Origin of the sequence: Streptomyces sp. 135, assembly GCF_020026305.1 — a bacterium.
Taxonomy (GTDB): Bacteria; Actinomycetota; Actinomycetes; order Streptomycetales; family Streptomycetaceae; genus Streptomyces.
Genome location: NZ_CP075691.1, coordinates 2,595,623 through 2,608,862 on the forward strand (window position 1 = coordinate 2,595,623; position 13,240 = coordinate 2,608,862).

The following is a 13,240-nucleotide window of genomic DNA, read 5'->3' on the forward strand; positions in this document are numbered from 1 at the left end:
GGAGGTGCAGCCATGAACGTACTGATCGTCATCGCGATCCTGGCCCTCGTCGGCCTCGGCTTCGACCAGCCCCTGCTCTGGCCGGTCGCAGCGGCGCTCGCCTGCTACCTCGTACGGTTCTACGAGGGCGGCGGCTCGGGCACGGCGGGCAGCGGCAGCAGCACGCCCACCACCGGCGGCGGTGGCGGAGCGGGCGGCTACCCCAAGACGTACCGCGACTACCGCCTCCGCAAGGAACGCCAGGAGCGCTGGGACCGCAGGTACCGCAGGACGCACCCGGGCTCAGGCCGCTGAGCGGGCCCAGCGGCGCCTAGCGGAGATAGTCCGTGCGCCCCTCGTCGTCGAGGTCCAAGGGCCCGTCGGGAATGACGCAGAACTCATTGCCCTCGGGATCGGCCATCACCAGGAAGCCCCCGTCCTCATACCCCTCCAGCCTTCGCCCGCCGAGCGCCTCGATCCGCTTCCGCTCGGCGGCCGGGTCGGCGCAGGAGACGTCGAAGTGCATGCGGTTCTTGCCGGGCGCCGGTTCACCGGCCCGCTGGAACCCGATCCCCAGACCGTTCTCGCGCCGCAGCCAGACATAGGGCCCGGTGCGGCCCACGACCGGCCTGCCGAGCACCTCGGCCCAGAACGCGGCCAGCCGCTCGGGATCGGCGGCGTCGATGATGAGGGCGTTGATCTGCGTACGTGAGTCCGCCATGCCGTGAGTATCTCAAGGCGCGGCACGGCATGGCAGGGCGCCGGGGGGTTCGCCCCTTCGGGGCACAGCGGCCCCACTCCGCCTTCACCATCTCCCCACATGCCGCATGATGCTCTCTCAGCACACGCGCATCCCAGGGGGGATCATGCACACCCGTACCGCCACCGCCACACTCATCGCCGCCGCCGGCCTGCTCGCGCTCACCGGCTGCGAGGGCGGCGCCGACACCGCCAAGGACAAGCCCGCCGCCGCGCGGGACGCGGGCAGCGACGCCGAGAAGGCGAGCCTGCCCGACCTGACCGGCAAGGGCCTCCAGTCCGCGCAGGACCAGGCCCAGGAGGCCGGGTTCTACGGCCTCACCTCGCATGACGCGCTCGGCCGGGACCGCATGCAGGCCTTCGACCGGAACTGGAAGGTCTGCGCCCAGGAGCCCGCCGCCGGCGACCACCCGACCGACACGAAGGTCGACTTCGCCACGGTCAAGCTCGACGAGACCTGCCCCGCGAAGGACTCCGGCGCCGGCGAGCCGCAGGCCGCGGGGGCGAAGATGCCGGACTTCAAGGGCAAGGCCGTCAAGATCGCGCGCGGCGCCCTCGACCCCGGAACGAGCCTCACCGTCAACGACGCGTCCGGGCAGGACCGCATCATCCTCATGGAGTCGAACTGGCAGGTGTGCTCCCAGCGCCCGGCCGCGGGCACCAAGCTCGACGGGCAGCCGGTGACGCTGGACGCGGTGAAGTTCGAGGAGTCCTGCTGAGACGAACACAGCGGAGCCCCGTACCGATCGAGGTACGGGGCTCCGTCGTGGTTCAGACCCGGTGGGCGCGGACGGTTTCGAACCGCCGACATCCTCCTTGTAAGGGAGGCGCTCTACCCCTGAGCTACGCGCCCGGGACGAGTGGACAGCCTACCTTGCCGCGGGCAGTGCCTCGCAAACCCCTGCCGTGCCCGACCGGCGCCCACCGGCCAGGGCGCAAAGTCACTGTGCGTACGGCGAACTAACCGGCCCGTGTGTTCGTCATTAACCGGTGGGAGAATGTGACACCGGGGCAGGGCGGATGACAGCACGGGAGAGGGATAGTGACGGCGACACCTTGGCAGCCGTACACACCGGGCGGAGCGGGGGCCGACACCACGGTGTCAGCGTCCGCGGAGCCACCGCGGGTCCGCGCCGCCGGTAGGCCCCGCGGGAGCGCGCGTCCCGGCCGTCGCGGCGGAGCCCTGCGTGACGTCCTCGCCCTCGTCACCCTCACCCTCCTGCCCCTCCCGCTGCTCGCCGCCACCGTGCCCGCCGCGTTCGCGGGCGGCGGCACGCGCCGGTGGTTCGGGGGCCGCGGCGAGAGCCTGCGCGCCGAGGCGCAGGCCGCGAAAGACGCCGCTGCCGCCGCCTTCTACGAACTGGACACCGCCCAGCGCGACCTGCGCATCTCCATCGAGACGATCACCGCCGTCGACGCCACGCCCGCGGCCCGGCGCGCCGTCTTGGACTTCGAGGCGATAGGGCACCGCATCGACGAGGTCAGTCACCAGTACATCAGCGCGGTGGACGCCCACGACCTGGACCGGGACGACCTCGACTCGGCGGTCGCGGCCCGCGCCCGGACCGAGCTGACGCGGGCCAAGGACGAGCTGGCCAGGACCAAGGGCGAGCTTGAGCGCTTCCAGCAGGGGCTGGGCCCGCTGCTGGACAAGGCGGAGACCCAGCTCGCCCGCCTCGCCCCGGCGGTCGAGCGCGCCCGCCAGACCCTGCTCGCCGCCACCAACGCCCTCGACGCGGTACGGGCGGCGGGCCTGAAGGCCGACGATCTCGCCGCCCGCCTGGCCGCCCTCGGCCCGGAGCTGACCAAGCTCAACCAAGGCGCGGGCCGGCATGGCGTACCGGAGACGCTCCAGCGCGCCGACCGCGTGCTGCGCGACGCCGAGGCCGTGCGCGCCGAGGCCGAGCGGCTGCCCGAGCGCGCCGCCGAGATCGACCGGCGGCTCGTGTCGCTGCGCACCCGCGCCGAGGCCCTGACCACCCGCAGCGGCCAGGTCGAACCGGTCCTCAGCGAGCTGCGCCGCCGGTTCACGCTCGCCTGCTGGCAGGACCTCCAGCGGGTGCCCGACCAGGCCGGGGAGAGCGTGCGCCAGGCGGAGGCCAGGCTCAAGGAGGCCCAGCAGGCCCGCGAGGAGCAGCGCTGGCCGGACGCCACCGCGCTGCTCTCGACGGTCCGCGCGCTGCTGAACTCCACGGACGAGGCGGTCTCGGCCGCCGGCGACCGCCTCCAGCGGCTCAACGCCGTGGCGAAGGACCCCCAGCGGGAGATCGACCGCACGCGCTTCGCGATCCGGGACGCGCAGCGCCTCGCGATGGCGGGCCGCCAGACCCCCGAGCCGCGCCACGCCCGCCCGCTGGACGACTCGGTGGCTCGCCTGGACCGCGCGGTGGCCTCCCTGGAGGGCCGCCACCCCGACTACTGGCACTTCCTGACCGAGACGGAGGCGGTCCGCGCGACGGTGGCGCGCGTGGTCGCGCAGATCCGGGAGGAGCGGGGACAGGGGGCCTGAGGCCGACCAACGCCGGGCCCGAGACCGGCCGAGGCCCGGGGGGGGGAGCCCGCCCCACCGAACCCCCTGTGCAAGCCTGGGGAAATGCCCGCCCCATCGCCAGGCCCCTCTCCGGCCCCCGCGCCCGCCCCCTCTCCCACCCCGTCGGACTTCACCGCCGCCCTGCGGAGGGAACGGCTCCTCGCCATCGTGCGCGGCAGCGACCCGGACGCCTCCTTCCGTACGGTCATGACGCTCGTCGAATCCGGCATCCCCCTCGTCGAGGTCTCCCTCAGCGGCGCCGACGCGCTGGGCGTACTGCGCCGGGCGCGCGCCGCGCTCGGCCCGGACGCCTGGCTGGGCGCGGGCACGGTGCTCACCGCCGAGGACGCCCGGCGGGCCGCCGACGCGGGCGCCGATCTCATCGTGACGCCCGGCCTCGGCGCGGGCGTGGACGAGGCCCTGCGGCTCGGTCTCCCCGTGCTCGGCGGCGTCCTCACGCCCACGGACGTGATCGCGGCCGAGGCCGTGGGTGTGACCGCGCTCAAGATCTTCCCCGCCTCCGCGGTCGGCGGCCCCGCCTATCTCAAGGCGCTGCGCGGCCCCTTCCCCCGTACGCCGTTCGTGCCGGTCGGCGGCGTGGACGCGGCGGCCGCCGAGACGTACCTGGCGCACGGCGCGGTCGCCGTGGGCGTCGGCTCGCCGCTGACCGGGGACGCCGCCGACGGCGGTGACCTGGCCGCGCTGCGGACGCGGGCCGCGCGGTTCCTGGAGGTCACCGGGGCGGTACGCCGATGACCGCGGCGCCCTGCGAGGTCCTCACCCTCGGCGAGACGATGGTGGCCCTGCGCGGCGGCGGCCCCCTCAAGCTGGGCGGCTCGCTGGAGGTGTCCGTGGCGGGTGCCGAGAGCAACGTGGCGATCGGCCTGGCACGGCTCGGCCACACCGTCCGCTGGGCGGGCGCGGTCGGCGACGACGAGGCGGGCGAGCTGGTCCTGCGCACGCTGCGCGCGGAGGGCGTCGACCTCGGCGCGGTCACGCGGGACGCGCAGGCGCCGACGGGCCTGGTCCTCTTCGAGCCGCGGCTGCCGGAGGTGACGCGGGTGCACTATTACCGTGCGGACTCGGCGGGCTCACGGCTCACCCCTGAGGCGGTGGAGCCGGCCTTCGCCCCGCCCCCGCGGGTCCTGCATCTGACCGGCATCACCCCGGCGCTCGGCCCCTCGGCGGCCCGCGCCTGCCGGCACGCCCTGCGCCTCGCCCGCGACCACGGCACCGAGGTCTGCCTGGACGTCAACCACCGCTCCCGGCTGTGGAGCCGGGCCGAGGCGTCCGCCGAACTGCGCGCATGGCTCCCGTACGTCGACGTCCTCATCGCCTCCGACGACGAACTGCCGCTCTGCCTGCCGGAGGGCACGCCCGCCGACGCGTCGGCGCCGCGGCACCTCCTGGACCTCGGGGTCCGCGAGGTCGTGGTCAAGCTGGGCGCGGCCGGCGCGCGGGCCCACACCGCGCAGGGCGAGGTCCACCGCCCAGCACGGGAGGTGCGGGCGGTGGACGCGGTGGGCGCGGGCGACGCGTTCGTCGCCGGGTACCTGTCGGCGCTGCTGGACGGCGCGGACGTGACGGCACGCCTGGACCGGGCGGTCACCACGGGCGCGTTCGCGGTGGCGTCCCGAGGCGACTGGGAGGGCGCCCCCACGCGGTCGGAACTGCACCTGCCGGAGGCACCCCACGGCACGGTCGTGCGCTGAGCCCCACCAGGGCCGCCCCGCCAGAGCACAGCGCTGAGCCCCACCAGGGCCGCCCCGCCAGAGCACAGCGCTGAGCCCCATCAAGGCCGCCCCGCCAGAGGGCGGCCCGAAGCCCCGGCCTCAGCCGCAACAACCCCCACCACAGCAGCCCCCGCCACCCGCGCCCCCACCAGGCGCGGAAGCGGGACCAGAAGCAGCAGCGGAACTGGACGCCGAGCCGCCCACGGCCACCGTGGACAACAACTTCACCGTGTCCTCATGTCCCTCCGGGCACACCGCGAGATCGGCGGACTCCGCCATGGGACGGCTCAGTTCAAACGTGTCGCCGCAGGACCGGCAGCGGTATTCGTATCGAGGCATGGGCCCAGGCTAGCGGGGCTCCCCCGCCGCGCGGGACGTCCCGAGGAACGCCCGCAGGATCTCCTCCCCCGCCGCGATCCCGCGCTGCGGCAGCACCGTGAGGCCGGGGGCCACGAAGCCCGTGTCGGCCAGTTCGCCGTGGCCCGGACGCCAGGCGCGGTCCGCCGCGAGCAGCAGGTCGGTGTCGAGCAGCGAGTCACCGGCCGTGAGGATCTCCTCCGCGTCCACCCGCCGCGCGACCTCCCGCAGCGCCGCGCTCTTGGTGAGCGGCTTCGGCACCGCGTAGATCTTGCGGCCCTGGAGCGAGACCGTCCAGCCGCGCTCCTCGGCCCACGCGGCGAGCTCCTTGACCCAGCCGTCGGGCAGCAGCGCGCGCTCCACGACCAGATACGCGAAGAGGTCCTCGGCGACGCGTTCCTTGAGCAGCCAGGCCGGGTCGGCGGTGCGCAGCAGGTGCGCGCGTACCTCGTCGAGGGAGGCCGACTCGTCGGCGAGGCGACGCACCACCCGGGCCTGCCAGTCGGCGTCGGAGACACCGTCGACGAGCACGTGCCCGCCGTTGGCGCAGATCGCGAACCGCGGCGGCGGGCCCGGCAGATGGATGCGCCCGTACTGCTCGCGCGTGCGTGTCGTGGTCGGTACGAAGACCGTGGTGCGGGCCAGCTCCTCGAGGAGCCCGGCGGCGGTCTCGGTGACGTACGACAGCGGCAGGCCCTGGTACACCTCGACGCAGAGCAGGCGCGGCGCCTCGGCGTCGGGCATGGTCAGGCCGAGGGCGGCGGCGGAGTAGATGAGCGTGCGGTCGAGATCGCTGGCGACGAGCTTGGTCACTGGGAGGCCTCCGCCCGGTCGTCGGCGCCGCCCGTGGCGACGGCCTTGCCGTCCGCACCCGTCGCGCCCCGCGTGTACTTGGGGTGGATCAACCCTACGCAGCTGTAGGGGAGTTCGCCTACTTCCTCGACGGGCACGCCCCGCTGTTCGGCGAGCAGGCGTACGTGGTCGAGGTCCGCCCCCGCGCCCGCGCGGGCCAGGATCTTCCAGGGGACGCGGCGCAGCAGTACGCGGGTGGTCTCGCCGACGCCCGGTTTGACGAGGTTCACGTCGTGGATGCCGTACTCCTCGCTGATCCGCTCGACGGCGGCCCAGCCCTCCCAGGTCGGCGTCCTGTCGGCGCTGAGCGCCTCCTTGACCTGGGCCTCCACCGCGTCGGTGACGTCGTCGAAGCGGGCCACGACCGCGTCGACGAAGTCGCCGGACACGTCGGCGTCCGCGAGCTCGCGGTAGAACTTCGCGCCGTGGAAGTCGTCAGGTCCGACCAGGTCGGCACGGAGCACGGTGCGGGAAATCAGCCCGGAGACCGTGGAGTTGAGGCAGGCGGAGGGGATGAGGAAGTCCTCGCGGGTGCCGTAGGTGCGCACGCACGAGCCGGGGTCGGCGAGCACCGCGATCTCCGGACGGAAGCCCACCGGCCCGCCGCCCTCCTCGAACTCCCTTACCGCGTCGGCCAGTTCCCGGGTGATCGCGCCCTTGCCCGTCCAGCCGTCGACGAAGACGACGTCGGCGGGGTCGTGGTGGGCGGCCAGCCAGCGCAGCGCGTTGGCGTCGATGCCGCGGCCGCGCACGATCGACACGGCGTAGTGCGGCAGGTCGAGGCCGTGCCGGTGCGCGGCCCAGCGGCGCATCAGGACGCCGACGGGGGTGCCCGCGCGGGCCAGCGAGACCAGGACCACCGGACGCGGAGACCTCTCGGCGAGGACGATCTCGGTGACCGTGCCGACCGCCTGGGCGATGCGGGCGGCGGAGGTGTCGAGCGCGGCGTGGAACAGTGCCTGGTAGCGCTCGCTCGGCTGGTACTCGACCGGCAGCGACTCGGCGTAGTGCGCGCCACCGCTCTGTATCGCCTCCTCGCGCTCCTCCGTGGGCGCTTCGAGCGTCACGGCGGAGAGGTCCTGGAGCAGCCAGCCGACGTCTTCGGGCGCGTACGAGGAGAAGGCGGGGCCGCGGAGGGGCTCGGGCAGCATGGGGGACCTTTCGGGTGCGTTCATGGCCCGCGCCGGAGCGCCGGACGGAACGCGCGGGGGAACGTACGAGGGGACGACGGCCAGCACCACATGCCCGGCGTGCGCGGAGAGCTGCGCCAACAGGCCGTCAGGAGCGTGCAGTTGCGGGGTGTCCGCGACCGAGTCCACGACCGCGACGACCGCGTCGAAGCCGCCGCCCGCGACGTTGTACGCGAACCGGGGCCCCGCCCCGTCGGCGGGCTCGTCGTGCGCGGGGAAGACGAGGCGGGTGCGGATCGCGTAGCCGGGATCGTCCACGGCGAGCACGGGTGAACGGGTCGTGGTGGAGAACCGCACGTCAGCGCCGCCCATCCGCCGCTCCAGCTCCACGCCGAGCGCCAGCGGCGCGTACATCAGCTCCTCGAAGCCGAGGACGAGCACGCGGCCGCGGCGCGCGCCCTCGGGCAGGGCCTTCGTGATCCGCTCGGCCATGCCGGGCAGTGCGTCCCGGAGCCGTGCGCGGTGCGCGGGTGTGAAGCCGTGCCGCCCGCCGTCGGGCAGCCCCGCGGGCCAGCCGAGTTCGACGCGGGTGACCGCGCCGCGCTCCCGGCGGGGCGGCTCGGCAGGGGCCGTGTCGTGCTCGGCGACCAGCGCCTGCCCCTTCTCCAGGACGCCGTCGGGCAGCCGCACCGTCCCGGACGCCAGCGCGATCAGGTCGACGCGGGCACCGATCTCGCGGGCGAAGGCGGCCAGGCGGCCCTGGTCGTCGGGCGAGCGCATGTCGACCAGCGCGACTATCACGTACCGCTCGCGCGGGAAGCGCTCGTGCAGGGCCCGGATGGTGTTCAGGACGGTGTTGCCGGTGGAGAACTCGTCGTCGACGAGGACCAGGGGCCCGTCCCCCGCGAGGAGCCGCGGATCCTCGGGCAGCAGCAGGTGGGAGGTAGCGTGCGAGTGGGACTCCTCGAAGCCGCCGGCGCGCTCGACGCCCTCGACGGGGCGCCGGGTGGAGTGCAGGTAGGGCGCGAGGCCGAGGCCGTCGGCGACGGAGTGGCCGAGGCCCGTCGCGGTCTCCGCGTAACCGAGGACGACGGCGCGGCGGGCCTCGTCGTCGCCGAGCAGCTCCCGCACCCGGACGCCGAGGCCGTGCCCGGCCCCGTGGACGACCGAGGGGTGCTGGGGCACGTGCTTGCCGAGGACGTTCGACACCAGGAGGTGGGCCCGCCTGGGGTTGCGGCGCAGCGCCAGCCCGAGCAGGCCGGGCAGCGTCTCGTCGCCGTCGAGCCCGACCCCGAGCCGCTCGGCGACCCAGCTCCCGGACCACACCGCGTCTTGTGGCACGTACGTCATGTTCCTCGCGTTCATCAGCCGGGCAACCCGGCGGTGAGCAGTTCCACGAAGCCGACGTCCTCCTTGGCGACGCCGAAGACCTCGGCGCGCCGCAGGGTCCGCTCGGCCCAGGCGCGGTGCGGCTTCACTTCGTTCATCTTGTTCGTGTACGACGAGCGCAGCACCCCGCCGCCGCCCCGCTCCGGACGCAGGATGTCCTCGGCGTCGCTGAACTCCTCGTGGCTGACGACCGACAGGGCGTGCACGGGCAGCACGTGCGAGGGGTGGATGCAGGTCTTGCCGAGCAGGCCGTTGGCCCGGTCCAGCTCGATCTCGCGGAGCAGGCCGTCCATGTCGTGCTCGATGAGGGCCTGCCGCAGTTCCTCCGCCCGCCCCTCCAGGAAGGGGCTGCGGCGCAGCTGCGGCTTGAACATCCTCTCCTGCACGCGGAAGTACTCCCACACGGGCCCGGTCACGGTGAATCCGGTGCCGTCGGCCCTGCCGAGGACGTTCACCACGTCGGCGATGACGGAGGCCACGATCTGTACGTCGTACGCGGTCATGTCCGGCGGCCTGCGCAGGCCGTAGGCCGAGCAGAAGTCGGTGACGCCCAGGCGCAGCGCGAGGACCCGGTCGCGGTACTTGTCGACGGTGCGGGCGATCCCGGCGAGGGTCTCGGCGCGGCTCTCCAGGTGCAGGAGCTCGGGCGACTCCAGGACGGGCATGGCGAAGAGCCGCCGCCCGCCGAGGGCGTCGGCCCCCGTCTCCGCGACCGTGAGGGCCTCCAGGAACGGAACCCCTCGTTCCTCGGTGAACTTGGGCAGTACGAATCCGGACAACAGCCGAAGGCTCGGGCCGAGCCTTCGGGTGAGGTCCGGAATCTGCTCGGCGGCGCGGACCCGGACGAAGAGCAGCGGGGGTTCCACGCCTCTTTCGGCCAGGTCGGCGAATTGCCGGACGAGGTTCTCCTCGGCGTCGGCCACCTCGGCGTCGTCGATGGAATCCTCCAGGCAGACCACCATGGAGGTTACGCCGCGGCCGCCCTGCTTCAGGATGTCGTCGGCCAGGCGGGGCCGGGTGGCGGGGCTGTAGAGCGTGGCGCCGAGGGCGGAGGCGAGCAGGTGGGGCGGGGAGTCCGCGGTGAAGGCACACGGCTCCCGATGGAAGAGGCGCTGTCGCACCTCTGGGGCGATGTGCCCGAAATGACGCATGAGTGATTCCCCTGTGGTCGCTGTTATCGCCTGTTCCGTCGGCCATGAACCGTGGTGATGTGGCCGGTAATAGTACGTAGGGACGGGTGTCGGGGGTTCCCGCCGGGCATGAACTTCAGGTAACCCGGCCATGTCGCACACGCTCACCACACAACCGTCGCACGCTCGCAGCACCCGCAGGTCAGGCGCCTGCCGACACGGCCGGGACCTTGTGCCCCCCGCGTTGTCCCGCCCGTGCGGGGGAAGGCAGGATGACCGCATGACGCACGCGATGTTGAAGGGGTCCAACGTCCCTCTCGAAGCCCCGGCGGTCCGCGCCGTGCTGCGCTGGACCCCCGGACAGGGCGTCCCCGACGTCGACGCGTCGGCGCTGCTGCTCGGCGGTGACGGCCGGGTCCGCTCCGACGAGGACTTCGTCTTCTACAACCAGCCGCGCCACCCCGGCGGCAAGGTCTGGCGGCTCGGCAAGAAGCGCGTCGCCGAGGGCCTGACCGACACGATCCAGACAGATCTGGCCGGCATGGAGGGCGCGGTCAGCCGGGTGCTCCTGGTCGCGTCGGCGGAGGGCGTCGCCTTTGAACACGTACGGGCGCTGCGGATCCTGCTGTATGACGCCGCGGTCGCCGAAGGCGAGCCGCTCGCCTACTTCGACATCACTCCGCAGACCGGCGAGGAGACGGCGCTGATCTGCGGGGAGCTGTACCGCCGCGGCGAGGGCTGGAAGTTCCGCGCCCTCGGCGAGGGGTACACCAACGGCCTCGAAGGGCTCGCCTCCGACTTCGGGATCTCCGTGGACGACACGGACTCCGCCGAGCCCTCCACGGCCGCGCCCGGAGCCGATTTCCCGCTGCCGCCGCAGCAGCCCGCGCCGCAGCCCCAGCCGTCCATGGGCCCGGCCCAGCCGTCGGTCGCGCAGCCGCTGCCACAGCCCGCGGCCCAGCCCGCGCCGCAGCCCGCCTATGGCTATCCGCCCGAGCCGCCCCGGTACCCGGCGCCCCAGCCCTCGTACGGCTACCCGCCTGCGGCGCCCACGCAGCCCACGCCGATCGGCGGTCCCCCGCCGATGCCGCACCCCGCACAGCCTTCGTACGGCTATCCGCAGCCGGTGGTGGCCCCGGTGCCGGACCCGAACTTCCGGCTGCCTCCGCAGGGACCGCAGTTCCTGCCTCGCTGAGCCGCCACCGGGCGCGGCGCGGGCCTCGCCCGGCGCGGCGGCGCGGGACATGGGGTCATCCCACCTTGGTCTTGTAGCCCCTGCCCCACTGCAGCCCCCAGCCGTAGAGCCGGTCGAGCTCGGCCTGGAAGCCGTAGACGAACTTCACCTCGCGGCGGACGATCAGCTCGCCCTTGACGTTCTCGATGGAGACGACCGCGCACGAGCGGGCCTGCGGCTGGCGCTCGTCCAGGTCGATCTCGATCCGCGGCCCGTTGCTGGGGTAGAGCGTGACCTTGGCCTGCGTGCGGTCGAAGGCCGGCGTCTGGTCGTAGATGTAGGCGAAGACCAGCAGCCGCTTGATGTTCTCGCGGTGGTCGAGGTTGACGTAGATCGTCTCCCCGGAGGGCGAGCCGAAGCGGTCGTCGCCGCTCAGCTTCACGTACGGCGGCGCGTTGAGGCTCCCGAAGAAGCTTCCCAGCGGTTGTACGACGCCCTTGGCGCCGTCCATCAGCTCGTACAGGCAGCCGATGTCGAGGTCGACGTTGACCACGCCCTGGGTGTGCGCCTGCACCACGTCGGGCTGGAACATCTTGAGCGGGTGCCGCAGCAGCCCTCCGGACCTGCGCTGCTTGCCCATGAAGTCGGACGTCCGCATCTGCCAGGACAGGTTGACGCGGAGGTTGCCGGTGGCCGCGCCCTGTTTGCTGAGCGAGACCGTGGGGTTCCGTTTGGTCAGTTCGATGGAGTTGGTCGCGGCGCCGCCCGAATCGAAGTCCATCGAACGCCCTCGCCACAGACCGTCCCAGAAGGACATGCCGCCCCCAATGTGTCCATGTGCCGCATACGACTGCCGGTGGTGCCGGCCGGGAAAGACCGGCGGGGCGGCCATGAGGACTCCTCCTCGATGGCCGCCCCGCTCAGAGCGTTCCTCACCCCGGCCGCCGTCACACTCCGGAGTAAGGAATCGGACAGCGCGGCAAGGGAATCGGTCAGCGGTCAGTCGGCGTCAGATGCCGGACGAGACCTCGGCCTTCTCACCCGGGCTGCCCTGTCCCTCGGCTGCCGCGAGCCGCTTGTTGCGCAGCACGGACGACACGAAGGACCAGGCGATCAGGATGACGCCGACAGAACCGGTGATGAGCTCGTGGATCTCGTACTGGATGGTGACGAGGAGGATCACCGCGAGGGCGCCGATCGCGTAGTGCGCGCCGTGCTCCAGGTAGACGTAGTCGTCGAGGGTGCCCTGGCGGACCAGGTAGACGGTGAGCGACCGGACGTACATGGCGCCGATACCGAGGCCGAGCGCCATCAGGACGATGTCGTTGGTGACGGCGAAGGCACCGATGACGCCGTCGAAGGAGAACGACGCGTCAAGGACCTCCAGGTAGAGGAACATGAAGAACGCGGCCTTACCCGCCATCAGGACGGCGGGTGCCTTCTTGCCGCTCTTCCTGGCCTCCTGCTCGGCCTCGTGCTCGCGCTCCTCCTCTTCCTCCAGCTTGTTCTCGAAGTAGCCGGAGAGGCCGCCCACCACGAGGTAGGTGATGAGACCCGCGACACCGGAGATCAGGACTGTCTGTGCCTTGTCCACATGGACGCCGCCGTGCTGGTGGGCCTGGGTGGCGACGGTCATGGCGGCGATCAGGAGCACGACGAGCGCGATGCAGACCGACAGCATGTCGACCTTGCCCAGCTTGGCGAGCGGACGCTCGATCCAGCCCAGCCACTTGATGTCACGGTCCTCGAAAATGAAGTCGAGGAAGATCATCAACAGGAACATGCCACCGAAGGCGGCGATCGACGGGTGGGCGTCGGTGACCAGCTGCTGGTACCGGTCCTTGTCGTTGAGCGCGAGGCGCACCGCCTCGATCGGGCCGGTCTTGGCACTGATGGCCACGATGACGACGGGGAAGACCAGCCGCATGCCGAAGACCGCGATCAGGACACCGATGGTGAGGAAGATTTTCTGCCAGAAGGCACTCATCTTCTTCAGGATTCCGGCGTTGACCACCGCGTTGTCGAAGGACAGCGAGATCTCGAGGACGGACAGGATCGCGACGACGCCGAACCCTGCCCACCCCCCGTAGAACACCGCGGCGACCAGGCCGAGCGCGGTCACCGCGAACGACCAGCCGAAGGTTTTCAGAATCACTGGTTACCCAATCGTGTGTGTACGGGCTCCCGTTTAGCGGTCTCCCCCGCGC

General features: G+C 72.7%; 13 protein-coding genes and 1 tRNA gene. 6 read left to right on the top strand and 8 right to left on the bottom strand.

Annotated elements, in window-relative coordinates:
• Window positions 1-12: 12 nt before the first annotated feature.
• Complete coding sequence (locus tag KKZ08_RS11665; protein WP_223774390.1) at window positions 13-294, top strand: hypothetical protein; 282 nt, start codon at window positions 13-15, stop codon at window positions 292-294.
• 16 nt (window positions 295-310) lie between these two features.
• On the opposite strand, the gene KKZ08_RS11670 is transcribed toward KKZ08_RS11665, so the two are convergent.
• Window positions 311-700 (bottom strand): VOC family protein, encoded by a 390-nt coding sequence (locus KKZ08_RS11670; RefSeq protein WP_223774391.1) that lies wholly within the window; start codon window positions 698-700, stop codon window positions 311-313.
• 145 nt (window positions 701-845) lie between these two features.
• On the opposite strand from KKZ08_RS11670, the gene KKZ08_RS11675 reads away from it, so the two are divergent.
• Window positions 846-1,457 carry a hypothetical protein gene (locus tag KKZ08_RS11675; protein ID WP_223774392.1) on the top strand — a complete coding sequence of 204 codons (612 nt, stop codon included), beginning with the start codon at window positions 846-848 and terminating at the stop codon, window positions 1,455-1,457.
• Between the two features lie 62 nt (window positions 1,458-1,519).
• Here the strand turns inward: KKZ08_RS11675 and KKZ08_RS11680 are convergent.
• Window positions 1,520-1,591, bottom strand: a tRNA-Val gene (locus KKZ08_RS11680).
• A 330-nt stretch (window positions 1,592-1,921) separates the two neighbouring features.
• On the opposite strand from KKZ08_RS11680, the gene KKZ08_RS11685 reads away from it, so the two are divergent.
• From KKZ08_RS11685 to KKZ08_RS11695, 3 genes are all read left to right on the top strand, one after another.
• Complete coding sequence (locus KKZ08_RS11685) at window positions 1,922-3,247, top strand: hypothetical protein (protein ID WP_223779014.1); 1,326 nt, start codon at window positions 1,922-1,924, stop codon at window positions 3,245-3,247.
• Window positions 3,248-3,331: 84 nt separating this feature from the next.
• Entirely contained in the window at window positions 3,332-4,024 is a 693-nt protein-coding gene (locus tag KKZ08_RS11690; RefSeq protein ID WP_223774393.1) for a bifunctional 4-hydroxy-2-oxoglutarate aldolase/2-dehydro-3-deoxy-phosphogluconate aldolase, read from the top strand.
• Window positions 4,021-4,980 carry a sugar kinase gene (locus KKZ08_RS11695; RefSeq protein WP_223774394.1) on the top strand — a complete coding sequence of 320 codons (960 nt, stop codon included), beginning with the start codon at window positions 4,021-4,023 and terminating at the stop codon, window positions 4,978-4,980. Before KKZ08_RS11690 ends, KKZ08_RS11695 begins: the two co-directional genes overlap by 4 nt.
• 120 nt (window positions 4,981-5,100) lie before the next feature.
• On the opposite strand, the gene KKZ08_RS11700 is transcribed toward KKZ08_RS11695, so the two are convergent.
• The 4 genes from KKZ08_RS11700 to KKZ08_RS11715 are packed head-to-tail and all read right to left on the bottom strand — an operon-like array spanning window position 5,101 to window position 9,880.
• Entirely contained in the window at window positions 5,101-5,340 is a 240-nt protein-coding gene (locus KKZ08_RS11700; protein ID WP_223774395.1) for a zinc ribbon domain-containing protein, read from the bottom strand.
• 9 nt (window positions 5,341-5,349) lie between these two features.
• On the bottom strand, window positions 5,350-6,171 hold the full coding sequence (locus tag KKZ08_RS11705) for an HAD family hydrolase (protein ID WP_223774396.1): 822 nt from the start codon (window positions 6,169-6,171) through the stop codon (window positions 5,350-5,352).
• Window positions 6,168-8,690, bottom strand: coding sequence for a phosphoribosyltransferase (locus KKZ08_RS11710; protein ID WP_223774397.1), 2,523 nt, complete (start codon window positions 8,688-8,690; stop codon window positions 6,168-6,170). Before KKZ08_RS11710 ends, KKZ08_RS11705 begins: the two co-directional genes overlap by 4 nt.
• Before the next feature lie 14 nt (window positions 8,691-8,704).
• The gene (locus tag KKZ08_RS11715; protein WP_223774398.1) at window positions 8,705-9,880 is read right to left on the bottom strand and encodes an HpcH/HpaI aldolase/citrate lyase family protein; all 1,176 of its coding nucleotides are present in this window, start codon (window positions 9,878-9,880) and stop codon (window positions 8,705-8,707) included.
• A gap of 259 nt (window positions 9,881-10,139) precedes the next feature.
• Here KKZ08_RS11715 and KKZ08_RS11720 point away from each other — a divergent pair, with 259 nt between their 5' ends.
• A complete protein-coding gene (locus KKZ08_RS11720) occupies window positions 10,140-11,054 on the top strand; it encodes a TerD family protein (protein ID WP_223774399.1) in 915 nt (304 codons plus the stop codon).
• Window positions 11,055-11,109: 55 nt separating this feature from the next.
• Here KKZ08_RS11720 and KKZ08_RS11725 read toward each other — a convergent pair whose 3' ends face one another.
• Window positions 11,110-11,850 (bottom strand): Tellurium resistance, encoded by a 741-nt coding sequence (locus KKZ08_RS11725; RefSeq protein WP_223774400.1) that lies wholly within the window; start codon window positions 11,848-11,850, stop codon window positions 11,110-11,112.
• 192 nt (window positions 11,851-12,042) lie between these two features.
• Window positions 12,043-13,188, bottom strand: coding sequence for a DUF475 domain-containing protein (locus KKZ08_RS11730; protein ID WP_223774401.1), 1,146 nt, complete (start codon window positions 13,186-13,188; stop codon window positions 12,043-12,045).
• Window positions 13,189-13,240: the final 52 nt, after the last annotated feature.